Below are 22,553 nucleotides of genomic sequence, written 5' to 3'. Positions count from 1 at the left end.
TGTCACCGGAGGCATACCGGAGTGTGTCCGGCGCGTGAAGTCCCGCCGGACGGCAGACCCTGCGAGCCCCGACGGCAGGCCCTGTGCGAGCCCTGACGGAAAGCCCTGCGCGAGGCCCGACGGGGCAAGCCCTAAGCGAGTTGGCGCCGCACCAGTTCCCGCAGCCGCCCGCCCGGATTCGCGAGCAGTTCCGCCGGCGGGCCCTGTTCCATGACGCGTCCCTCGTCCATCACGATCACCCGGTCCGCGTCCATCACCGTGGACAGCCGGTGCGCGATGACGATCCGCGTCGCCTTCAGCGCCCTCGTGCTCTCGATGACCGTGCGCTGCGCCTCGTTGTCGAGGGCGCTGGTCGCCTCGTCGAAGTAGAGGATGCGCGGACGCCGGATCAGCGCCTGGGCGATCATCAGCCGCTGACGCTGCCCGCCGGAGATCGCGCCGCCACCCGAGACGATGGTGTGCAGACCCATCGGCATCAGCCGGATGTCGTCCGCGAGCCCCGCCATCTCCGCCGCCTCCCACGCCTCCTCCTGCGTGAACGGCTCGGTACCGCAGATGCAGTCGAGGATCGACCCGGTGAACGGCTGCGCGTGCTGGAGGACCACACCGCACTGCCGGCGCACCGCACCCTGGTCGAGCGCCGCGAGATCCTGACCGTCGTACAGCACGCTGCCCGTGAGCGGCCGGTCGAAGCCGATGAGCAGCCGCAGCAGCGTCGACTTCCCGCAGCCGCTGGGGCCGACGACCGCCACGAACTCGCCGGGCCGCACCTCGAACGACACGTCGTCCAGGACCGGCGGACCGTCGTCCGCGTACCGGAAGGACAGCGACCGGGCCGCGACCGCGCCGGACAGGACACCCGGCCGCGTGCTGCCCTCGCTCACCTCGGGCGCCGCGTCGAGGACCGGCTTGATCTCCTCGAACATCGGCAGCGCGGCGGCGGCCGACACCAGCGCCCCGGTGAGCTGCGTCGCCGACGTCAGCAGCATCGTCATCGCGGTGTGGAAGGTCAGAAAGGCACCGGCCGACATCGAACCCCGGGCCGGACCCGCCAGCAGCATGAACATCAGCAGCGAGCAGACCGGCAGATACAGCGCGCCGAGCACGGTCGTCACGTTCTTGATCCGGCCGACCCGCCGCTGGAGTTCCCGGCTGCGCGCGAACTCGCCGGCCCACGCCGCGTACGCGTAGTTCTCGGCCGCCGCGACCCGCAGTTTCGGCAGCCCGCGCAGCGTCTGGAACGCCTGGTTGTTCAGCTTGTTGGAGAGCACGACGAGCCGCCGCTGCCACCGCACCTGCCACAGCCCGAGCCCGAGGAACACACCGGCGATCACGATCAGCATGCCGATCGCGGCGAGGGCGAGCGGCACGCTGAACACGCACAGCAGCACCAGGTTCATCGCGCCGACGGTGCCCGCCTGCACCGCCACTGGACCGACCCCGCTGAGCAGCCGCCGGATCGCGCTGACACCCATCGCGGCACTGGCCAGCTCACCCGTCGAGCGGTCCGTGAAGAACGTCGTGGGCAGCCGCAGCAGCCGGTCCCACACGGCCGGTTGCAGCGTGCTCTCGATCCGGCCCTCCATCCGAAGGATCGTGAGGTTCTGCAACAGCAGGAACCCGGCCGTCACCACACCGCTGACCATCACCGCGAGACACACCTGCGCGATGAGCCCGCGCTCCGCGTCCGGGACGAACGAGCCGAGCACCTGACCCGTCGCGATCGGGACCAGCGCGCCGAACGCGACCGTCACCAGACCGCTCAGCGCCAGCCGCCGCACATCGGCGCCGGTGCCGCGCAGACTGAACCGCAGTAGCCCGAGCGGGCCGAGCCGCCGGTCCGGCAGCGGCCGGTACAGCAGATGGGCCTGTGGCTCGAACTCGTCGGCGTTGTCCTCACCGACCCGGGTGCGCCGCCCGGACAGCGGGTGCACGGCCTCGTACCCGCCGCGCCGCCACAGCAGCGCGACCGGGCTCGCGCTCGCCGCCCGGTGGCCCACCAGTGGCCCGGTGTCCTCGCGCCACCAGCGGCCGTCGAGCCGAACCACGCGGGTACGGACCCGCGAGGCGACGGCGACCTGCTCGACCGGAGGGGTGCGGTCGTCCAGGGCGCCGCCGCGCGCGGGCTCCACGATCCGGATCCCGGCCGCCGCGCCGACGAGCCGGCACGCCGCATAGGTGGCGTCGTCCGAACGGGACCGCTCACCACCGCGCGGCAGCCGGCCGCCGGCGCCGCGCGGCCGTCCGATGGAGTCGATCAGGGTCCGGTCGGCCCGCTCACGGACCGCCTCGCCCGCCTTGATCCCGGCCGCAGCCCGGTCCTCGTGGACCCGTTCGAGCTGCTCGATCCACCGGTCGAGGGCGGCGAGCAGACGGTGCTGCTGGTCGACCATGCCTTGCCACAGCACCCCGTCGACGAGGAGATCCGCCGCCGCGTCGGCGCTGTACGTGCCGCCGTACTCCACGCTGCCGGGCGGCACCTCCATCCACAGCACGTCCGCCGCAGTCGACGGCTCACCGGGGCGTCCGCCGAGCGGTGCCTCGAAGAGGATGCCGAGGGTGCGGCCGACGCCGAGCGCGAACGCGTACTCCAGCGGGCTCGTCATGGGCGGCGCCGCCATGCCGTACTCCGGTGGCCGGTACAGCTCCCGCAGCGGAATCCGGCGCAGCACACAGCCCCGCAGCGGACGGCCGACGAGGGTGTGCTGGGGGCCCTCGACCGGGCCGAGGAGCAGCGAGCCCGGTTCGAGCCGGCCGAGGAAGTGCCAGTGGCCGCGCACCGCCGCGTCCACCGCGAACAGGTCCATCGCGCCCTCCTGCACCAGCCACAGCACCAACGGCCCTTCCAGCGACAGGCTCGGCAGACCGGCGCAGTCGACGGGGGTGCCGAGCCCGCCGAGGGCGCCGAGCACCAGGTCACCACCGTCCGCGCCGCCGCCGTCGGGGGTGACAAAGGGCTGGGGTCGCGGGGGTACGGAGGTCATGTCACCGCTCCCTGACCAGTTCGGCATACGGGCCACCGGCGGCGAGCAGAGCGTCGTGGCGGCCCCGCTCCACGACCACGCCGTGCCGGAGCACCACGATCTCGTCGCTGTCGCGGACCGTGCTCAGCCGGTGCGCGATGACCACACAGGCGCAGCCGCGCCGCCGCAGATTGTCGATGACGACCTGTTCCGTCTCGGCGTCCAGGGCGCTGGTCACCTCGTCCAGGACCAGCACGCTCGGCCGCCGCACCAACGCCCGTGCGATCTCCAGGCGTTGGCGCTGGCCCCCGGAGAAGTTACGGCCGTCCTGCTCGACCCGGCTGTGGATCCCGCCGGGCCGCCGCGCCACCACGTCGTACAGCGCGGCGTCCCGCAGCACGTCGACCACGGCCTCGTCCGGGATCGACGGATCCCACAGCGCCACGTTGTCCCGTACGGACCCCTCGAACAGGAACACGTCCTGGTCCACGAACGACACCGAAGCGGCAAGCGCGCCCCGCGACAGCTCGTCGATCCGCTGCCCGTCGATACGGATCGTGCCCTCCCACGGGCTGTAGAGCCCCGAGATCAGCCGGGACACCGTCGACTTGCCGCTGCCCGAGCCACCGACGAGGGCGACCTGCTGACCCGGGCCCACCGACAGCGAGAACCCGGTGAGTAGCGGCTTGTCGAGCGGGCTGTAGCCGAACGTGATGTTCTCCAGCACCACATGGCCCGCCAGCCTGCGGGTGCTCGCGGCGCCGCCGGGGCGCGCGTACAGCGAGTCGGCGGGGAAGTTCTCGACGTCCTTCAGCCGGGCCACGTCCGCCGCGAAGTCCTGGATACGGCCCGCGACCCCGTTGAGCCGCGTGATCGGCGCGGTGAAGCGGGTCACCAGCGCCTGGAAGGCGACCAGCAGCCCGATCGAGATCTGCCCGTCGACCGCCCGCAGCCCGCCGATCCACAGGATCAGCGCGCTGTTCAGCGTCGCCAGCGTCGGCGCCACCACGCCCAGCCACGCCGTCGGCACGCCGAGCCGCTGCTGCTCGTCCAGGGTCACCGCGTGCTGCCCCGCCCACCGCCGGAAGTAGCCGTGCTCCCCGCCGGTCGCCTTCATCGTCTCGATCAACTGGAGCCCGGTGTAGGAAGTGTTGGTCAGCCGCGCCACATCGGCCCGCAGCTTCTGCGTACGGGTGGCCCGCAGCCGTACCGCCCAGCGCATCGCCGCCACGTTCAGCAGCGCGACCGCGACCCCGACGAGGGTGAGCTGCGGGTCGTACGTCCACAGCAGCACCGCGTAGAGCAGCACGACGACGGCGTCCACGCCGGCCGCCGTGAGGTCGCGGGCCAGGGTCTCGGCGACCGCGTCGTTGGACTGCAACCGCTGCACCAGGTCGGCCGGGCTGCGCTGGGCGAAGAAGGTGACCGGCAGGCGCAGCAGATGCCGCAGGAACCGGGCGCTGGTGAGCGTGGACGAGATGAGCCGGCCGCGCAGCAGATTGCCCTGCTGGAGCCAGGTCAGTACGGCGGTCAGCAGCACCATCACGGCCATCCCCGCGAACAGCACGCCGAGGAGCGAACTCTGACCACCGATCAGGAACTCGTCGATATAGGTGCGGCTGAGCGCCGGGACCGCGGCGCCGACCGCGACCAGGAGCAGACTCGCCAGGACGGCGGCCGGCATGGTGCCCGATGTGCCGCTCAACCGGCCGGGGACACCGCCGAGCACGCCCGGCCTGCGCCCGCCCTTGCGGAAGTCGTCACCCCGCTCGAAGACCAGGACGATCCCGGTGAAGCTGGTGTCGAAGTCCTCCATCGGCACGAAACGGCGGCCCTTGCCCGGGTCGTTGATGTACACACCGCGCCGCCCGAAGCGGCGCCCCATGCCGTCGTGGACGACGTAGTGGTTGAAGTCCCAGAACAGGATCGCGGGCGCGGGCAGCGCCGCCAGCGCGGCCGTGTCCATCTGCATGCCCTTGGCCCGGAGCCCGTAACTCCGCGCCGCCTTCAGCAGATTGCCCGCCCGCGACCCGTCACGCGAGACGCCGCAGGCGATCCGCAGCTCCTCCAGGGGCACATGCCGGCCGTGGTGCCCGAGGACCATGGCCAGCGCCGCGGCACCGCACTCGACGGCCTCCATCTGGAGCACGGTCGGGGTCCGTACGGCCTTGGCGGTACGAGTCCTACGGGGCTTGGGCGCCCTGCGGGAGCGGGGACCGGCGGTGGCCCGCGACGCGGTCAAGGGAGCAGCCAATCGATCGGGCGCCGCTCGGCGAGCCGGACCGCGCCGGTGGCCCGGACCATCGAGTCGAGCGCGTACGGGGGACCCTGCGGGGATGACCAGCGGTAGCCGGACTTCGTGTCGGGCGCGGGCGCGAGCCGGACCAGGACCGCGACGGGCGCACCGCCCCGCGAGAACTCGTCGCTCAACTCGCCGTCCCCGAGGAACGCGGTGATCTGCCGCTGTGTCTGCGCGCTCCGGCCGACCGCCTGCACGGTTCCCTTGACGGTGCCGTACGAACTGGCGGGCACCGACTGGACGGTGACGTCGACTGCGGCGCCCACCGGGACGGTTGCGGCGCTGCCCGCCGGGACGTACAGCACCGCGAGGAGGGGGTCGGCGGCGCTTTCGACCCGTTCGACGGTGGCGACGTCGGCGCCGGTCCTGACGACGGCGCCGATCGCGACGGCCATGCCGGTGATCCGGCCCGCGGCGATCGTCCGGACGACCTTGTCGCCCTGCGCGGTACGGATCTTCACCAGGGGCGCGTCGGCCGCGAGCCGGACGCCTTCCCGCGCGAGGACATCGGTGACCTGGCCCGCGTAAGGGCTCTGGAGGACATAGCTGCCCTGCGCGTGGGTGAGGACGCCGGGTGCGCGCAGGGTGGTGGAGACCGTGCCGGTCACCGCCCAGACCGACGCGGCGGCCATCACCAGGACGGTGACGGTGAGGACGAGCCGGCCCTGCGGCCTGGCCAGCCGTACCGGCAGGTCCAGTTCCTCGGGGGACCGCAGCTTGGCGAGGGCCTTCTGACGGAACTGCACGGCTCGCTTCCCCTGTTGATGCCCGGTGTGCTAAGGACGTGAGTCCCGGAACCGGGCGGTTCCGGGACTCACTGCGCGACGGTTCGGCTCAGAGACCGGCGACCAGACCCGCGACCGGCGCCGTGTTCAGGCCGGTGACGCCCTCGGCGATGCCGGTGACGGTGCCCAGGGTGTCCGAGACCGGGAGGACCGAGTCGGCGGTGGCGGTCACGGTGGTGAGGACACCGCCGACCAGGCCGCCCGACACGTTGTCCAGGTCGCTGTCGGAGATTTCAGCGGTCTCGACCTGGGGAGTGAAGTTCATGATGTGAGTGCCCTTCGTGTGGAAATTCCTGAGCGGTGACGGCGGACTCGGGGAAATATGTCGCGCCGCGTACAGCGGTCGTCATCAGGACGAATTCGGGAAAACCCGTTCGGGTGACTCCCGCATGCCGAGGATCCAAGCACGGCCGCGCGCCGGCCTGCCAATCCCGCACACGCCGTTCCCCGCCCTCCGGTACGTCTCCTTCCGCTTCGGTGCAGGACCGTCCACGGCTTGGTGCCCGCCTCTTCACGGGATCTGACGACGGCGAGGGGTGTACGGCGCCGGCGACCGATTTGAAGAAAGGACACTCCCGCACCAATGGCGCGACGGCCGGAGAAGGGGTCCGGACCTTTGCGCGATTCCGTGCCGGGCGTGGGCAATCGATGTGCAGATTCGCTGGAGGGATTTCGCGGCCGACCTGAATTTGAACGCGGCGTGACACACCCATTGCGGAGTGCTTTTCTCTGGGGTGGGATGAGCCCGGCGCGGCCGTGCGATGCGGCCCGATTCACCACGCAATTCGGTGCGGTGTCGTGATTCAGCGCTGCTTGTACAGATCCTTGATCTCCCGCGCGTACGCCGACACGATCGCGTGCCGCCGCACCTTCAGGGACGGCGTCAGCAGACCGTTGGAGAGGCTGAACTCACGCGGCAGGATGCGGAAGGCACGGATCGACTCGGCGCGCGACACACCCGAGTTGGCGCGGCTCACCGCCCGCTGGATCAGCGCCCGCAGCTCCCGGTCGTCGGCGACCTCGTCGACGCGCGACTGGGGCCGCCCGGTGAGCTTCTGCCAGTGCGCCACGGCCTCCGGGTCGAGGGTGATCAGCGCGGTGATGTACGGCTGGTTGTCGCCGACGACCACGCACTGCGAGACCAGCGGGTCGTCCTGAAGCTCCTCCTCCAGGGCGAGCGGCGCCACGCTCTTGCCGCCGCTGGTGATGATGATGTCCTTCTTGCGGCCGGTGATGACGAGGTAGCCCTCCTCGTCCAGGTGGCCGAGGTCGCCGGTGGCGAACCAGCCGGCGCGGAACACGGCCCGGGTCGCCTCTGGGTCGTTCATATAGCCCAGGAACACATTGTCGCCGTGCACCCAGATCTCGCCGTCGCCCGCGATGTGCAGCGAGTTGCCGGGCAGCGGTCTGCCGACGGTGCCGAACTTGACGGCGCCGACGGGCTGCGCGGTGCATCCGCCGGAGGTCTCCGACAGGCCGTACCCGTCGTAGACCGTGATACCGGCGCCCGCGAAGAACAGACCCAGATGGCGCCGGAGTGTGGAACCGCCCGAGACCGCGTACCGCGCCCGGCCGCCGAGCACTTCGCGGATTCGGGCGTAGACGGCGTGGTCGTACAGCGCGTGCTGCATCTTCAGCGCCGTGCCGGGACCAGGGCCCTTGCCCCGCTGCCGGCGCTCGACGGCCTCGGCGTACCGCACCGCGACCGAGGTCGCCTTGTCGAACAGGGCGAGTTTGCCGGAGAGTTCGGCGGCTCTCCGGGCCTGCTGGAAGATCCGCTCGAAGATGTACGGCACCGCGATCACACAGGACGGGCGGAACGTCGCGAGTGCGGGCAGCAGCGACTCCGGTGCCATCTCCGGCTGATGCCCGAGGCGGATACCGCAGCGGATCGCGGCGACGACCACCATCAGGCCGTACACATGGGCGGTCGGCAGGAAGGAGAGGACGGAGCGGTCGCCGTCGGCGCCGGTGAGGACGGGGCGCCAGCCGGTGACGAGCGTGTCGCACTCGTGCGCGAGGTTCCGGTGGGTGAGGAGACAGCCCCGGGGGTGGCGGCCCGTGGTGCCCGAGGTGTAGACGATGGCGGCGATCTGCTGCGGGCGTACGGCGGAGCGGTGCCGGCTCACCAGGAGGTCGGGTACTCCCTCGCCCTCCTCCATCAGCTGGCCCACGCATCCGGCGTCCATCTGCCATATCCGCGACAGCAGGGTCAGCCCGTCGCAGACGGCGCCGACGGTCATCGCATGGTCCTCGTTCTCCACGACGACCGCCGACACCTGGGTGTCGTGCAGGATCCAGCGCACCTGGTCCGCCGACGACGTGGGGTACACCGGCACGATGCGGGCGCCGACGGTCCACACGGCGAACGCGAACAGCGTCCACTCGTACCGCGTGCGGGACATCACGGCCACGCGGTCGCCGAAGCGGATGCCGTTCGCGAGGAGGCCCTTGGCGACCGCGAGCACCTCGTCCCGGAACTCGGCCGCCGTCACCGGAAACCACTCCTCCGCCGATGCCGATGCCGATGCTGACGCCGACGGCCCTTCCCGGCGGCGTGACACCTGCACGAAGTCAGGCGTGTCCAGGGCGGTTTGGAAGAGGGAGTCCGCGAGCCCTCCCGAAGCGAGCGGCTCCACCAGGCGCGGGTTGCTGATGTCCCTCACCACGGCCCCCTTCCCCCACTGCGATGCCGCTCCGAGCGTGACACGGAACACATCTGCCGCGCTCGGGATCACCCGGATTGGCGACAGGAACCCTTCAGCAGGTCGAAGAACTCCGCCTCGTTCCCCACGAGTCCCGCGTCCGCCAGTGCCTGTTCGGCGTCGGCGAGCACTCCGTCGGGCACCAGCGGCGGGCGTCCGCCGACCGGGGTGTCGAGGGTCGCGCGCACGGTGTGGAGCAGGCGCAGATACGCCTGGACGGCGGTGCGTTCACGGTCGGTCAGCACGGCGGTGGGCATCGGTCGTCTCCCCGGGTCGGCTTCGCTGGACGGTGCGTGGGTGGTGCGTGGGTGATGCGTACGGACCAGCTTGCCCGGAGCCACTGACAATCCGGGGTGTTCGGCGCGCGGCCGGAGCTATCGGGTCGGCCTGATCGGGTTGGCGTTATCGGGTTGGCGTTATCGGGTCGGCTCGTGCGTGCCGCTGCCGGACGGGGCCGCAGCCGCCGCGCGGGCCGCCGCGACGACGGGGGACCGGCTCAGCGCGAGGGACATCCCGACGAGATCGCGGGGCTCCTCGCCGGACGGGATGTTCGGCGCCGACGCCCCGGCCACCTGGAGGGCCGCGCCCTCCGGATCGGCGCCCCGCGCGCGTACCGCCGCCGTCACCATCACCGCGTCGGCGACGGCCCGCGCACCGACCGGACCGCCGCCACCGGTGACGGCGGCCTTGTACGCGTCGGCGCGGACCCGTGCGTCGAAGTACGGATGCAGGCTGAGCAGCCCGTCGTGGATGTCGGCCTCACGCCGGGTGACGAGGAGTTCGGCGGACGTCCACCAGGACATCCGCACCGGCCGCACACCGTACGGCGAGACCGAACGCAGCTCGCGCCACAGGGGGCCGAGCCGCCGGTACGTGGCCCACGTCCCCCACTGGTCCGTCAACCGCCGGCCGACCAGCGGGAGACAGAAGCCCACAGCGCTGATCAGGGCGCCCACCGACGCGAGGACGGGCGCCGCGTTGGTGCTCAGGCCGTCCAGGTCGCCGCCCGCCCAGCGCGCGAACACGGCGGTGAACTTGGTGGCCAGATAGGCCAGGTTGAACACATAGCCGATCACGATGACGACCAGACCGGTCCGCAGCCACCCGCTCACCCGCAGGGACCAGCGCAGACACAGCACCGTCATGGCGACGCCCGCGACGGTCAGCGCCGCCAGGTACAGCACGATCATCTCGCGGACGTACGGCGTGCGGGCGTAGTACGTGTCGAGGTCGCGGAGCCGTTCGGTGGGCGTGTCGCCGAGCAGGAACAGCACGGTGATGGCGACGATCACCGCCGTGTAGCCGACGATCCAGCGGCGGGACACGCGCCGGGTCACCTCGGCGGGGCCGCCGCGCCAGTTGACGATCAGGACCAGGCAGGACGCGCTGAACGCGCTGAGCAGGCAGTACACCAGCGGCGCCGACACATTGGTGATGCCGGTGACCCGGTTGACCTGCTCGATCGTCGGGGGCGCCGCGAAGAAGAAGACGGCACTGGCGTTCGCGAGCAGCGCGCACACGGACCGCAGCAGCGGATCGTGCCGGGCGCGCAGCAGGGACGGCAGCTTGAACGCGAGCGCGCATCCCAACCCCACCGCGGGGATGTAGTAGTCGGGACCGTTCACGCCTCAGCCTCGGGACCGTTCACAGGTCAGCCTTGCGGCCCTCGATAGCCCAGGGACGCCTCGATCCGCCCGGCGAGCTGGTCCCGGGGCGCGGGCCCGTGCGGCGCCGAACCGGAGAGCCAGCCCCGGCACTTGCTGGCCAGGAGCAGTCCGAAACTCTCGGCGTCCTCCTCGTCGGCCGCGTGCGAGCGGGAGCGGGCCGCCACCGTGTGCACCGTCGCCCGCAGGTCGACGTCCTCGCCGAGGAGCCGGGTCGCGACGCCCGTACCGTCCACGGTGTGGCCGGTGTGGCCCGCGCTCATGTGCCACAGCTCATGCCCGAGGATCACCAACTGGTGGTCGGGCGCGGTGCGTTCCTCGATGACGATGAGGTCCTGGTCGGCCATGTCCAGCCAGAGGCCGCTGGCGGTGCCGGGCGGGAAGACGGCCATCCGGTGGTTGACCGGACGGCCGCGGCGCCTGCTCATCGCCTCGCACAGCGCGGTACGCAGCTCGGCGGGCGGCACCGGGGCGTCCAGTGCCAGTTCGCCGATCAGCTCGGCGCACAGCCGGCGCATCTCCCTGTTCTTCCGCGAGTTACCGCGCGCACTCATCCGCCTGCTCATCCGCTCGTCCGTTCCCGCCCCGTCAGGAGTCCGCCGAAGGGCCGGACGGCTTGACGCTCTCCAGGAGCATGTCGAGCCACTCCGTGACCTTGTCGCGGTGCTTGTCCGTGGGCAGTTGGGCCGCCCGCCAGGCGATGCCCCGTACGCCGTGGTCCTGGAGGAGCCGCTCCAGGGCGTCGTCGGTCTCGTCCCTGGTCGCGGGCGCCATGTCGCTCTCGTGGTCGGCGAGACGCTGGAGCAGCTCCTGCTCGGTGAGCTGGAGCGCGAAGCCGAGCGCGTCGGCGTCCTCTGCGGTCAGGAACCCCGCGTGGACGCCGAAGAAGCGCTGGATGGCGGCGCAGTGCTCCATCGTGGGCCGCCGGTCGCCGTTGATGAGCGCGCCGGCCTGCTGACGGGACATGCCCGCGCCGTCGGCGATCTCCTGCTGGGTGTAGCGGCGGCCGTTGGGTTTGACACGGGTCCGGCGCAGCAGGTCGAAGCGTTGCAGGAAGCGGGCCTGGAGATCGGGTTCGCCCGCGGCGCGGCCGTGCAGCAGATCCCTCACGACGTCCTCGGGAACACCGGAATCGACGGACAGCCGTGTCACGTCGAGGACTCCGGAGTGGCGGACACCGAGACGGTCGGCCAGCGCGGCGACGCGAGCGACGACACCCGGCAGCGGGCCCGACGAGGCCGCGCCACCCGGCACCGAGAAGCCATCCGTCACCGACAGAACTCCTAGAACGACAGATCCCATGCGAGCGGGTCCCTCGCGAACAGGTCGTACGGGTCGACCCCTTACCGCAGGTCTCGACCGCAGGTCTCCACCGCAGGTCTCACTTGCGGAGAAGTGGTGAACGACGGGGTCATCCGCCGCGCGAGGGGCAGAGTGGAGACTAGCCCTTCTCGTCCGAGCCATCCAGGTCTCGCCACAACTGTGGCGTATTTCAGCCGTCAACAGTCGCCAAATGCCACGATAGTTGACACGCTTCCGCTCGGGGTAGCACGATCGCCACGCGGTGTGAGGGTGGTGTTCCTTGTCCGCCCGCCGTGTCGCACGACCAGCGCTCGCCGTCAGAGCCGTAAGAGGGGTGACCACCCGAATGGCATTCGAGGCAGAAGGGCGCCGACCGGCCTGGGGGAGCACGCCCGCCAGACCGGAGGGCCGGGCCTATCTCCAGGACTACGCCGCCCTCCTCGACGCCGTCTCCTTCCCCTCCGTCGTCATCGACCACCGCTGGGACGTGGTCCTCGCCAACCGCGCCTTCGACGCCCTGTTCGCCGGGGTCGGACCGCATGCCACGGCGATGCCGCGCGACAACTTCCTGCGCTTCGTGCTCTTCCACCCCGACGCGGGCACCGTCCTCGCCGACCACGAGGCGAGCTGGTGCCTGCCGATGCTCGCGTACCTCGCGGACGCGCGGGAGCGCCACCCCGACGACGAGGAGCTGACGGCGATCCGCGCGGCCGTCGCCGACGACCCCTTCATGGACGCCGCCTACCTGCACGGCGTACCGCACTGGATCCGCTCGGTCGGCGCCGACGCCGTCGTCCCCGACGGGGCGCTGCGCCCCCTGCACCACCCCGACCCGCGCTGGGGCCTCACGCACTGCCGCATCGTCGGCGAGGCACCCACCACGCTGCAGGCCATGGGGTATTCGCGGCTCACCCTTGTCCTCCGGGAGCCCCGGCGCGCCCCGGACGGCCGCCGCTCGGCCCTCCGCGCGCGGCGCGGCGCCGGGCATCTGCGGGCGGTCCCGGCGAGCGAGGGCTGACGCGTCGGTACGCGACCTGTGAGGCGGACTGTGGGCGGGGCGGCCGTCTCCTTGACCGGTCCGACCCGGTCCTGATTTGATCGGTGGCATGACCATGCGACTGGACCTCACGCGCCGACGCCACGTCGACCTCGCGCGTGTCTCCAGCTCCTTCTGTCGCGGCTCCGCCTGACGGTCCGACGCCCGGCGCCCCCGTATTCGGGCGCCCCGCACGGCCGTCCCCCATCCCGCACGCCGCCGAGTGCCGGCGTACGGGCGTGGTCCCGCTCCCTTCCCCCGGCGCCCAGCGCGCCCCGGGACCGGCCGCGCCCGGGACATCCGGCTCCGTATGACCGATCCCGAAGGGTCCGCCCATGGCCACCGTCCTGTCCGTCTCCGGAAGCCCCTCAGCGACCTCCCGCACCGCCAAACTGCTGCGCCATCTCGACACCAGGATCCGCGCCCAGGGCCACGAGGTGATCCCGCTCGACGTGCGCACCCTGCCCCCGGACGCTCTGCTCGGCGCTGACTTCGCGCACCCCGCGATCGTCGAGACGACCGCCCTGTTCGCCCGCGCCGACGGCGTCGTCATCGGCACCCCCGTCTACAAGGCCGCCTACTCCGGCCTGCTCAAGTCCCTCCTCGACCTGCTGCCCCAGTACGCCCTGGAGGGCAAGACCGTGCTGCCGCTCGCCACCGGCGGCACCACCGCACACGTCCTCGCGATCGACTACGCGCTGCGGCCCGTCCTCACCTCGATGGGCGCCGACCACATAGTCCAGGGCTGGTTCACACTCGACCGGCAGATCACCGTACGCCCCGACGACACCGTCACCCTGGACCCGGAGGCGGCACAGGCACTGGCACAGGTCGTCGACCGGTTCGCGGCGGCGCTCGGCCGGACGGCGGGGGCGGGGCCCACGGCACCACGGCTGGCCAAGGCGGGCTGACCGGGCGGTCGCCGTCGCTGCCGTGCGGTCGGAGGTCGCACGACTCTTTGACAGGGCCCAGCGGCAGCGTCGGGGTGTACGTGGCCCGGCGCGCCGTCACGTCCCAGGTGTGGGTGGCCCGGGTGTCGGGGGCGGGCGAGGTCTCGCCGTCGGTGGCCGGTTCGCCGTGGCGCTCGGGCGGACGGCGGGGGCGGGGCCGACGGCGCCCCGGCTGGCCAAGGCGGGCTGACCGGGCGGGGTGCGGCGGGGCGGTTGCCGTCGCTGCCGTGCGGTCGGAGGTCGCGCGACTCCTCCGCACGGTCCAGCGGCAGCGTCGGGGTGTACGTGCCCCGGTGCCCTGTCACGTCCCAGGTCTCGCCGTCGGTGGCCGGACCGCGTCGATGTGTGTCGGCGCCGACAGGATCCCGTACGGATTCTGGCGCGACGCCGTCGTCATGGTCACCGGGCGCGCCGGCCGCTCACCGCGCCGGATCCGGGCCCGGGGCGCCCGGTGGCGGGCCCGTCGCGCCCGCCGCGCGAGCCGGTGGTGGCGGTTCGGCGGCGGCCGGGACTGCCGGGTGCCACGGCCGACCGGGGCGGTGCGCCGTTCGGAGTGGCCGACCGCCCCATGATCCCGGGCTCCGCCAACTCCCGTATGAATCACGCCTGAAGGCACGGAGGCGGGCCGATGGCCGCACCTGGGCCGCGCCGCGCCCCGCGTACCGCCCGATCCACCTCCGTACCGCCGCGCCTCCCCCTCCTGCGCGATAGTGACGGGAGTGGCGCATGATCGGGTGCGGAGACGGGCGTAAGGGCGGTACTCGCGTGAAACTGACGATTCTGGGCGGCGGCGGCTTCCGGGTGCCCCTCGTGTACGGGGCGCTGCTCGGTGACCGGGCGGAGGGCCGGGTGACCCGCGTCGTTCTGTACGACCCCGACCCGGCCCGGCTCTCCGCCGTCGCCCGGGTACTCGCCGACCAGGCCGACGGCGTACCCGAAGCGCCCGCTGTCACCGTCACCACCGACCTCGACGAGGCGCTGCGCTCCACCGACTTCGTGTTCTCGGCGATCCGCGTCGGCGGGCTCGAAGGCCGCGCCGCCGACGAACGCGTGGCGCTCGCCGAAGGCGTACTCGGGCAGGAGACGGTCGGCGCCGGCGGTATCGCGTACGGGCTGCGGACCCTGCCCGTCACGGACCACATCGCGCGGCGCGTGGCGGCGCTCGCGCCCGACGCCTGGTTCATCAACTTCACCAACCCGGCGGGCCTGGTCACCGAGGCGATGTCCCGGCACCTCGGCGACCGGGTCATCGGCATCTGCGACTCACCGGTCGGCCTCGGCCGACGCGTCGCCCGGGTACTCGGCGCCACCGACCCGCACCGCGCGGGCATCGACTACATCGGCCTCAACCACCTCGGCTGGCTCCGCGCCCTGCACATCGACGGCCGTGACCAACTGCCGCGCCTCTTCACCGAACCGGGTCTGCTCGACGCCTTCGAGGAGGGCCGGCTCTTCGGCGCCGACTGGCTCCGGTCACTCGGCTGCGTACCGAACGAGTATCTGCACTACTACTACTTCAACCGCGAGACCGTCCGCGCGTACCAGGCGGCCGAGCGGACGCGCGGCGCCTTCCTCCACGACCAGCAGGAGCGGTTCTACGCACAGGTGAACAATCCGGCCGTCCCCGCCCTGGCCGCCTGGGACGCCGTACGGGCCGAGCGGGAGGCCACCTACATGGCCGAGAGCCGCGACGCGGCGGGCGCGGGGGAGCGCGACGAGGCGTCGCTCACCGAGTCCGGCGGCTACGAGAAGGTGGCGCTCGCCCTGATGCGGGCCATCGCGCGCGACGAGCGCGCCACGCTGATCCTGAACGTTCGCAATCGCGGAACACTCGCCGCCCTCGACGCCGACGCCGTGATCGAGGCGCCGTGCCTGGTCGACGCGAACGGCGCGCATCCGCTGTCCGCGGCCCCGCTCCCGGACCACGCCACGGGGCTGGTGACCGCGGTCAAGGCCGTCGAGCGGGAGGTGATGGCCGCCGCCGCCTCCGGGTCACGGGCGACCGCCGTGAAGGCGTTCGCGCTGCATCCGCTGGTGGACTCGGTGGCGGTCGCCCGCCGGCTGGTGGACGGGTATCTCGCGGTGCATCCGGGCCTCGCGTACCTCAGTAAGTCATAGCGCGTACGAGAGTTCCCTTACGGCAGTTGATGACCGCACGAGGGTTGCGTGGCACCCGCGGTCTTGTCAGGCTGGGACGCAGACGACGCAAGCCGCTTGCAGGGTTTGCGCTACTCTTGCGTGTATGACGCGACGACTTGCTCAGGTGGCGAAGAAGGTAGGGGTCAGCGAGGCCACGGTCAGCCGGGTCCTCAACGGGAAGCCGGGCGTCTCGGAGGCCACCCGGCAGGCCGTGCTGACGGCCCTGGACGTCCTCGGCTACGAGCGGCCGACCCAGCTGCGCGGAGAGCGGGCCCGGCTCGTCGGCCTGGTGCTGCCCGAACTGCAGAACCCGATCTTCCCGGCGTTCGCAGAGGTGATCGGCGGCGCGCTCGCACAGCAGGGACTCACCCCCGTGCTGTGCACCCAGACCAAGGGCGGCGTATCGGAGGCGGACTACGTCGAACTGCTGCTCCAGCAGCAGGTCTCCGGGGTGGTCTTCGCCGGCGGACTCTTCGCCCAGGCCGACGCCGAGCACGGGCACTACCAGCAGCTCGCCGACCGCAAGGTGCCCGTCGTGCTCATCAACGCCTCGATAGAGCGCCTCAGTTTCCCCTGCGTCGCCTGTGACGACGCCGTCGCCGTCGACCAGGCGTGGCGCCATCTCTCCTCACTCGGGCACGAACGCATCGGCCTCGTACTCGGCCCGGCGGACCACATGCCGTCCCGCCGCAAGCTGGCAGCGGCCCAGGCCAACGCCCGCGCGGCCGGCGGAGAGCTGCCCGAAGAGGCCGTGGAGCGCGCCATGTTCTCCCTGGAGGGCGGTCACGCCGCGACCGCCCGCCTGCTCGACCGGGGCATCACCGGCATCATCTGCGCCAGCGACCCGCTCGCCCTGGGCGCCGTGCGCGCCGCCCGCAGGCGCGGCCTCGGCGTACCGAGCGACATCTCCGTCGTCGGGTACGACGACTCGGCGTTCATGAACTGCACCGAGCCGCCCCTGACGACCGTGCGCCAGCCGATCGAGGCGATGGGCCGCGCCGCCGTCGAACTGCTCGCCGCGCAGATCCAGGGCGGTGTCGTACCGCCCGGTGAACTCCTCTTCGAGCCCGAGCTGGTGGTCCGCGGCTCCACCGCGCAGGCCCCGCACCCGGCGTACAGCTGATCCACCCTGGCGTACGGCCGACCACCTCGGCGTACACCTGACCGTCACCCCCTGTCCGGTGGGGTGCGGGGCCCCCTTGTCGGCGGAGTGTCGTACCGCCGCAAGGGGGCTTCCGTACGTCCACCATCGGACCGCGCCCGCCTGCATCTGACTGTCAATCTTTTGCGAAATTGGCGCGACATCTTGCGGACATGTGTCGGTGGTGGTTGAGTGTGCCGCGCCCCGGCCGATGGTTTCAGGCATCGGCCACCTACGGTTGCCGGCAGCCGTGGGGCCTTCCACGCTCATGCCCGAAGGGGACCACCGATGAGAAGCACTTGGTTCCGCCGTACGTCCCGTACCTCCGCGGCCTCCGTCGTCGCGGCGCTCGCCCTCGCCTCGCTCGCCGCCTGCGGCACCAGTAGCAGCAGTGACAACGACGACGAACCGAAGGGTGGATCCACCGACGTCACGGCCCCGTTGGACCCGAAGACCAAGGTCACGCTGACCATCGACTGCATGCCGCCGACCGCGAAGGCGGCGGAGCTGAAGGAGTGGAAGGAGGACGTCAAGGAGTTCAACAAGAAGTACCCGAACGTCACCATCAACGGTAAGTCGACTCCCGGCCAGTGCGAGGAGCCCGCCCGCTTCACCGCACAGCTCAAGGCCAAGTCGCAGCCGGACGTCTTCTACACCTACTTCACCGACCTTCAGCAGGTCCTCGACAACGACGGCGCCGCCGACATCACGGAGTACGTGACGCCGAAGACGGTCCCGGCGCTCGACAGCATCGACCCGAACGTCCTCAACGTCCTCAAGAAGGACGGCAAGCTCTACGGCCTGCCCACCAGCAACTACACGATGGGCCTGCTGATCAACCGCGGTCTCTTCGAGAAGGCCGGACTCGACCCCAACACCCCGCCCACCACGTGGGAAGAGGTCCGTACCGCCGCCAAGAAGATCGCCGGGCTCGGCAACGGCATCTCCGGCTACGGCGAGTACAGCGCCGAGAACACCGGCGGCTGGCACTTCACCGCCGCCATGTACAGCCTCGGCGGCGACGTCGTGACCCCCGACGGCACCAAGGCCGCGTTCAACAACGACACCGGCAAGCAGGTCGCCCAGCAGCTGAAGGACATGCGCTGGAAGGACGACAGCATGGGCAAGACCCAGTTGCTGAAGTGGGGCGACCTCCAGAAGCAGATCGCCTCCGACAAGCTCGGTATGTTCCTCGCCGCGCCGGACGACATCACGTACATGGTCCAGCAGCTCGGCGCCAAGTTCGAGAACTTCGGCATGGGCCCGATCCCCGGCGGCAAGGCCACGCTGTTCGGCGGCAACGACTACATGATCAAGAAGGGTTCGTCGCCCGACAAGATCAAGGCCGCCATCGCCTGGCTCAACTTCAAGACGCTCTCGCCGGGCAAGGGCCAGTTCGACTGGGCGCGCACCAAGGCGGACGGCCTGCCCGTCGGTCTGCCGCAGCCCAACTTCTTCACCGGTGACGCCAAGGTGAAGGACCTCCAGTCCCGGACCGACAACGCCACCATGCCGGTCGAGAACTTCAAGACCTTCATGGACAACCCGATCCAGGGCAAGGCCGAGCCGCCGAAGGCCCAGGAGATCTACAAGGTCCTCGACAACGTGATGTCCGGCGTACTCACCAACAAGAACGCCGACATCGACAAGTTGCTCTCCACCGCGGAGAAGCAGGTCAACCAGGTGCTGGCCAACCAGTAGGGCGGATCCGCCCTCTGGGGAGCAGTCGCGCAGGCGCGCGGGGCCGGGCCCACACCCGCCCGGCCCCCGCCCGCCGGTCGCACCAGCTTCCCGGCACGGATCCCGCAGCACGGTCGGCACCAAGGTTTTGAGGAGAGACCATGTCGGTCCCCACCCTGTCCACGAGCAAGGCGGCCCCGCCGCGCCCCGGCCGCCCCGCCGGCTCTTCGCCCCGCACGGGCCGCGAGGAGTTCCTGCGGGCCCTGCGGCGCAATGTGTCCGCGCACGGCTTCCTGATCGGCGCGGTCCTCTGCTTCTCCTTCTTCTCCTGGTACCCGATGGTCAGGGAGTTCTTCCTGGCCTTCCAGAAGACGAAGGACGGCAGGACCACCTGGGCCGGCTGGTCGAACCTCAGCTATGTCGTCAACGACCCCGCCTTCTGGCAGGCCTGGCGCAACACGCTGCTGTTCACCGGTCTCGCGCTGCTCCTCGGCTTCGCCGTGCCGTTCCTCGTGGCGGTGCTGCTCAACGAGTTCCGCCACGGCCAGGGCTATCTGAGGTTGCTGGTCTACCTCCCGGTGATGCTCCCGCCGGTCGCGTCCGTGCTGCTCTTCAAGTACTTCTACGACCCGGGCTACGGCCTCTTCAACCGCGTCCTCGACATCTTCGGGCTCCCCGCACAACAGTGGCTCCAGTCCACCGACACGGCGATGCTCTCCGTGGTGATCGCGGCGACCTGGATGAACATGGGCGGCGCCACCCTCATCTATCTCGCCTCGCTCCAGGGCATCCCCGGCGAGCTGTACGAGGCGGCCGAGCTGGACGGCGCCGGACTGTGGCGCAAGATCTGGCACGTGACGATCCCGCAGACCCGGCTCATCCTCTCGCTGATGTTCCTGATGCAGATCATCGCGACGATGCAGGTCTTCACGGAGCCGTTCCTGCTGACCAACGGCGCGGGCCCCGAGGGCTCCACGATGACGGTCGTCTACCTCATCTACCAATACGCCTTCAACTTCAACAACTACGGCGGCGCGGCGGCCCTCGGCCTGGTGCTGCTCGTCCTGCTCGCGGGCTTCTCCGCGGTGTACGTACGCCTCAGCCGGGCGCAGGAAGACTGACGGGGGATCACGATGGCAACCGACACGATGCGCCCCAGGACCCTGATCTCACCGGCCCAGCTCGGCCGCACCCGGGGCAAGGTCGTCTACTGGACCGTCTTCGCCGTGGTGATGCTCCTCTTCACCCTGATCTTCCTCGGACCGCTGTACTGGATGGTCACCGGCGGTCTCAAGACCACGCAGGAGATCGTCCAGTCACCGCCCACCCTGGTCCCCGGCAGTGTGCACCCGGAGAACTACCAGGACGCCTGGCGGGTCATGGACCTCGCCAAGCTCCTCGGCAACACCTTGTACTACGCGTTCGGCGCGCTCGCCTTCCAGTTGGTGTTCGACGTCGCCGCCGCGTACTCCCTGTCCAAACTGCGGCCGATCTTCGGCAATGTGATCCTCGGCATGATGCTCGCCACGCTGATGATCCCGGCCACGGTCCTGGTCGTACCGCAGTACCTCACCGTCCTGGACGTGCCGATCTTCGAGCGGAATCTGCTCAACTCGCCCTGGGTGATCTGGCTGCCGTCCGTGACCAACGCCTTCAACATCTTCCTGCTCAAACGGTTCTTCGACTCCATACCGAAGGAACTCCTCGACGCGGCCTCCATCGACGGGGCGTCCCCGCTGCGGACGCTGTGGTCCGTGGTGCTGCCCATCTCCCGGCCGATCCTGGGTGTCGTGTCGATCTTCGCGGTGGTCGGCGTCTGGAAGGACTTCCTCTGGCCGATGCTGACGCTGCCCGACCCGAGCAAGCAGACCCTCAACGTCGGTATCTACTCGCTCGCCAGCGGAGTCCCCGAGAACCAGCTCATCGCCGCGCTCACCACCGCCTCCGTCCCCACGCTCCTCCTCTTCCTCCTGTTCCAGCGCAACATCATGAGCGGCCTGACCGCCGGAGGACTGAAGGGCTGACCGCCCTGCCCCGTCCGGCCCGACCGCCCTGCTCCACCCAGGCCGACCGCCTGCCTCATCCGGGCCGACCGCCCAGTTCCACCTCAGCGCTCCGCCACCGGCCTCCTTGCACGCGCCCCGCTGTCCGGGGCCGGCGGCGGAGTCCCACCTGCCCGAAAGGACGTTCACGTGGCAGCCCCGAACCCCGACACATGGTGGCGCTCCGCCGCCATCTACCAGGTGTACGTACGCAGCTTCGCGGACGGTGACGGAAACGGCACCGGCGATCTCGCGGGCGTCCGCGCCCGGCTGCCGTACCTCGCCGAACTCGGCGTGGACGCGCTGTGGTTCAACCCCTGGTATCTGTCACCCATGGCGGACGGCGGCTACGACGTCGCCGACTACCGGGCCATCGACCCCGCCTTCGGCACCCTCGCCGAGGCGGAGAAGCTGATCTCCGAGGCCCGTGAACTCGGCATCCGCACCATCGTCGACATCGTCCCCAACCATGTCTCCGACCAGCACGTCTGGTTCCGTGCCGCACTCGCCGCGGGACCCGGCAGCCCCGAACGCGAGCTGTTCCACTTCCGGCCGGGCCGTGGCGAGAACGGCGAACTGCCGCCCAACAACTGGCCCTCGCAGTTCTCCGGCAACACCTGGACCCGGGTCCCCGACGGCGAGTGGTACCTGCATCTGTTCACCCCGGAGCAGCCCGACCTCAACTGGGCGCACCCGGCGGTGCGCCAGGAGCACGAGGACCTGCTCCGCTTCTGGTTCGAGCGGGGCGCTGCGGGCGTACGGATCGACTCGGCGGCGCTGGTCGTCAAGGACCCGGACCTGCCCGACGCGGCCGACGACGACACCACGCCGTATGTCGACCGGGACGAACTGCACGACGTCTACCGCTCCTGGCGGGCCGTCGCCGACGAGTTCGACGGGGTCCTCATCGGTGAGCTGTGGGTGCCCGACCCGGACCGCTTCGCGCGCTATCTGCGCCCCGACGAACTCCACACGGCCTTCAACTTCGACTTCCTCGCCCGCTCCTGGGACGCCGCCGAGCTGCGCGCCTCCATCGACACCACGCTCGCCTACCACGCCCCGGTCGGGGCGCCCGCGACCTGGGTGCTGTGCAACCACGACGTGACCCGGACGGTGACCCGCTACGGACGCGCCGACGACACCGGGTTCGACTTCGCCAAGAAGCGCTTCGGCACACCGACCGACCTGGACCTCGGCACCCGCAGGGCCCGCGCGGCGGCGCTCCTCTCGCTCGCGCTGCCCGGCGCGGTCTACGTCTACCAGGGCGAGGAACTCGGGCTGCCCGAGGCCGACATCCCGCTCGACCGCATCGAGGACCCGATGCACTTCCGCTCCGGCGGCACCGACCCGGGCCGCGACGGCTGCCGGGTCCCGCTGCCCTGGTCGGCCGACGCGCCGTACGCGGGCTTCGGCGCGCAGACGGAGCCGTGGCTGCCGCAGCCCGAGGGCTGGGCCGCGTACGCGGCGGACCGGCAGGCGGCGGATCCGGACTCGATGCTGTCGCTGTACCGGGCGGCGCTGGAGATCCGGCGTTCCGGACCCGGCTTCGGCGACGGGCCGCTGACCTGGCTGCCGTCGGAGCCCGGGGTCCTCTCCTTCACCCGCACCGACGGCCCGGCCGACGGTCTCATCTGTGTCGTCAACCTCGCCGAAGCGCCCGCAGGGCTGCCCGGCCACACAAGCGTCCTGCTGACCAGCGGCCCCCTGGACGACGAGGGCCGGCTGCCCCGGGACACGGCGGCCTGGCTGCGGGCCTGATCCCCGGCCGGGCCGCCGTCCGCACCTGTTCTCACCCCACCCCCATCCCCCCACGGAAAGGGAACAGCCATGCAGCACGAAGTCAGGCA

At 71.1% G+C, this 22,553-nt stretch carries 18 protein-coding genes; 9 read left to right on the top strand and 9 right to left on the bottom strand.

Annotated elements, in window-relative coordinates; translation table 11 throughout:
• Positions 1 to 131: 131 nt before the first annotated feature.
• From ACIQNU_RS34990 to ACIQNU_RS34950, 9 genes are all read right to left on the bottom strand, one after another.
• Positions 132 to 2,984: an NHLP bacteriocin export ABC transporter permease/ATPase subunit gene (locus ACIQNU_RS34990; RefSeq protein ID WP_401374048.1), complete on the bottom strand. Its 2,853-nt coding sequence runs from the start codon at positions 2,982 to 2,984 to the stop codon at positions 132 to 134.
• 1 nt (position 2,985) lies between these two features.
• Positions 2,986 to 5,205 carry an NHLP family bacteriocin export ABC transporter peptidase/permease/ATPase subunit gene (locus tag ACIQNU_RS34985; RefSeq protein WP_401374047.1) on the bottom strand — a complete coding sequence of 740 codons (2,220 nt, stop codon included), beginning with the start codon at positions 5,203 to 5,205 and terminating at the stop codon, positions 2,986 to 2,988.
• Positions 5,202 to 6,008 carry an HlyD family efflux transporter periplasmic adaptor subunit gene (locus tag ACIQNU_RS34980; RefSeq protein WP_401374045.1) on the bottom strand — a complete coding sequence of 269 codons (807 nt, stop codon included), beginning with the start codon at positions 6,006 to 6,008 and terminating at the stop codon, positions 5,202 to 5,204. Before ACIQNU_RS34980 ends, ACIQNU_RS34985 begins: the two co-directional genes overlap by 4 nt.
• Positions 6,009 to 6,096: 88 nt before the next feature.
• On the bottom strand, positions 6,097 to 6,312 hold the full coding sequence (locus ACIQNU_RS34975; protein WP_401374044.1) for a type A2 lantipeptide: 216 nt from the start codon (positions 6,310 to 6,312) through the stop codon (positions 6,097 to 6,099).
• A gap of 538 nt (positions 6,313 to 6,850) precedes the next feature.
• Positions 6,851 to 8,713, bottom strand: coding sequence for an AMP-dependent synthetase/ligase (locus ACIQNU_RS34970; protein WP_401374042.1), 1,863 nt, complete (start codon positions 8,711 to 8,713; stop codon positions 6,851 to 6,853).
• Positions 8,714 to 8,781: 68 nt separating this feature from the next.
• A complete protein-coding gene (locus tag ACIQNU_RS34965; RefSeq protein WP_401374040.1) occupies positions 8,782 to 9,009 on the bottom strand; it encodes a hypothetical protein in 228 nt (75 codons plus the stop codon).
• A gap of 159 nt (positions 9,010 to 9,168) precedes the next feature.
• On the bottom strand, positions 9,169 to 10,377 hold the full coding sequence (locus ACIQNU_RS34960) for an MAB_1171c family putative transporter (protein ID WP_401374039.1): 1,209 nt from the start codon (positions 10,375 to 10,377) through the stop codon (positions 9,169 to 9,171).
• A gap of 26 nt (positions 10,378 to 10,403) precedes the next feature.
• Entirely contained in the window at positions 10,404 to 10,934 is a 531-nt protein-coding gene (locus tag ACIQNU_RS34955) for a toxin-antitoxin system, toxin component (RefSeq protein WP_401374184.1), read from the bottom strand.
• A 70-nt stretch (positions 10,935 to 11,004) separates the two neighbouring features.
• A complete protein-coding gene (locus ACIQNU_RS34950; protein WP_401374038.1) occupies positions 11,005 to 11,688 on the bottom strand; it encodes a helix-turn-helix domain-containing protein in 684 nt (227 codons plus the stop codon).
• 376 nt (positions 11,689 to 12,064) lie between these two features.
• Here ACIQNU_RS34950 and ACIQNU_RS34945 point away from each other — a divergent pair, with 376 nt between their 5' ends.
• From ACIQNU_RS34945 to ACIQNU_RS34905, 9 genes are all read left to right on the top strand, one after another.
• Positions 12,065 to 12,736, top strand: a complete 672-nt coding sequence (locus ACIQNU_RS34945) for a hypothetical protein (RefSeq protein ID WP_401374036.1) — start codon at positions 12,065 to 12,067, stop codon at positions 12,734 to 12,736.
• An 88-nt stretch (positions 12,737 to 12,824) separates the two neighbouring features.
• Positions 12,825 to 12,908: a putative leader peptide gene (locus ACIQNU_RS34940; protein ID WP_389890702.1), complete on the top strand. Its 84-nt coding sequence runs from the start codon at positions 12,825 to 12,827 to the stop codon at positions 12,906 to 12,908.
• Between the two features lie 181 nt (positions 12,909 to 13,089).
• The gene (gene ssuE, locus ACIQNU_RS34935; protein WP_401374034.1) at positions 13,090 to 13,665 is read left to right on the top strand and encodes an NADPH-dependent FMN reductase; all 576 of its coding nucleotides are present in this window, start codon (positions 13,090 to 13,092) and stop codon (positions 13,663 to 13,665) included.
• Positions 13,666 to 14,469: 804 nt separating this feature from the next.
• On the top strand, positions 14,470 to 15,822 hold the full coding sequence (locus ACIQNU_RS34930) for a 6-phospho-beta-glucosidase (RefSeq protein WP_401374033.1): 1,353 nt from the start codon (positions 14,470 to 14,472) through the stop codon (positions 15,820 to 15,822).
• A gap of 124 nt (positions 15,823 to 15,946) precedes the next feature.
• The gene (locus ACIQNU_RS34925) at positions 15,947 to 16,966 is read left to right on the top strand and encodes a LacI family DNA-binding transcriptional regulator (protein ID WP_401374031.1); all 1,020 of its coding nucleotides are present in this window, start codon (positions 15,947 to 15,949) and stop codon (positions 16,964 to 16,966) included.
• Between the two features lie 306 nt (positions 16,967 to 17,272).
• Positions 17,273 to 18,685 carry an extracellular solute-binding protein gene (locus ACIQNU_RS34920; RefSeq protein WP_401374029.1) on the top strand — a complete coding sequence of 471 codons (1,413 nt, stop codon included), beginning with the start codon at positions 17,273 to 17,275 and terminating at the stop codon, positions 18,683 to 18,685.
• Between the two features lie 140 nt (positions 18,686 to 18,825).
• Positions 18,826 to 19,785: a carbohydrate ABC transporter permease gene (locus tag ACIQNU_RS34915; protein WP_401374028.1), complete on the top strand. Its 960-nt coding sequence runs from the start codon at positions 18,826 to 18,828 to the stop codon at positions 19,783 to 19,785.
• A gap of 27 nt (positions 19,786 to 19,812) precedes the next feature.
• Complete coding sequence (locus tag ACIQNU_RS34910) at positions 19,813 to 20,688, top strand: carbohydrate ABC transporter permease (RefSeq protein WP_401374181.1); 876 nt, start codon at positions 19,813 to 19,815, stop codon at positions 20,686 to 20,688.
• Positions 20,689 to 20,856: 168 nt separating this feature from the next.
• Entirely contained in the window at positions 20,857 to 22,464 is a 1,608-nt protein-coding gene (locus tag ACIQNU_RS34905; protein WP_401374026.1) for a glycoside hydrolase family 13 protein, read from the top strand.
• Positions 22,465 to 22,553: the final 89 nt, after the last annotated feature.

The organism is Streptomyces sp. NPDC091292, from assembly GCF_044757265.1.
Taxonomy (GTDB): Bacteria; Actinomycetota; Actinomycetes; order Streptomycetales; family Streptomycetaceae; genus Streptomyces.
The sequence above is the reverse complement of the archived record's forward strand: the minus strand, read 5'-3'. Positions and strand labels throughout refer to the sequence as shown.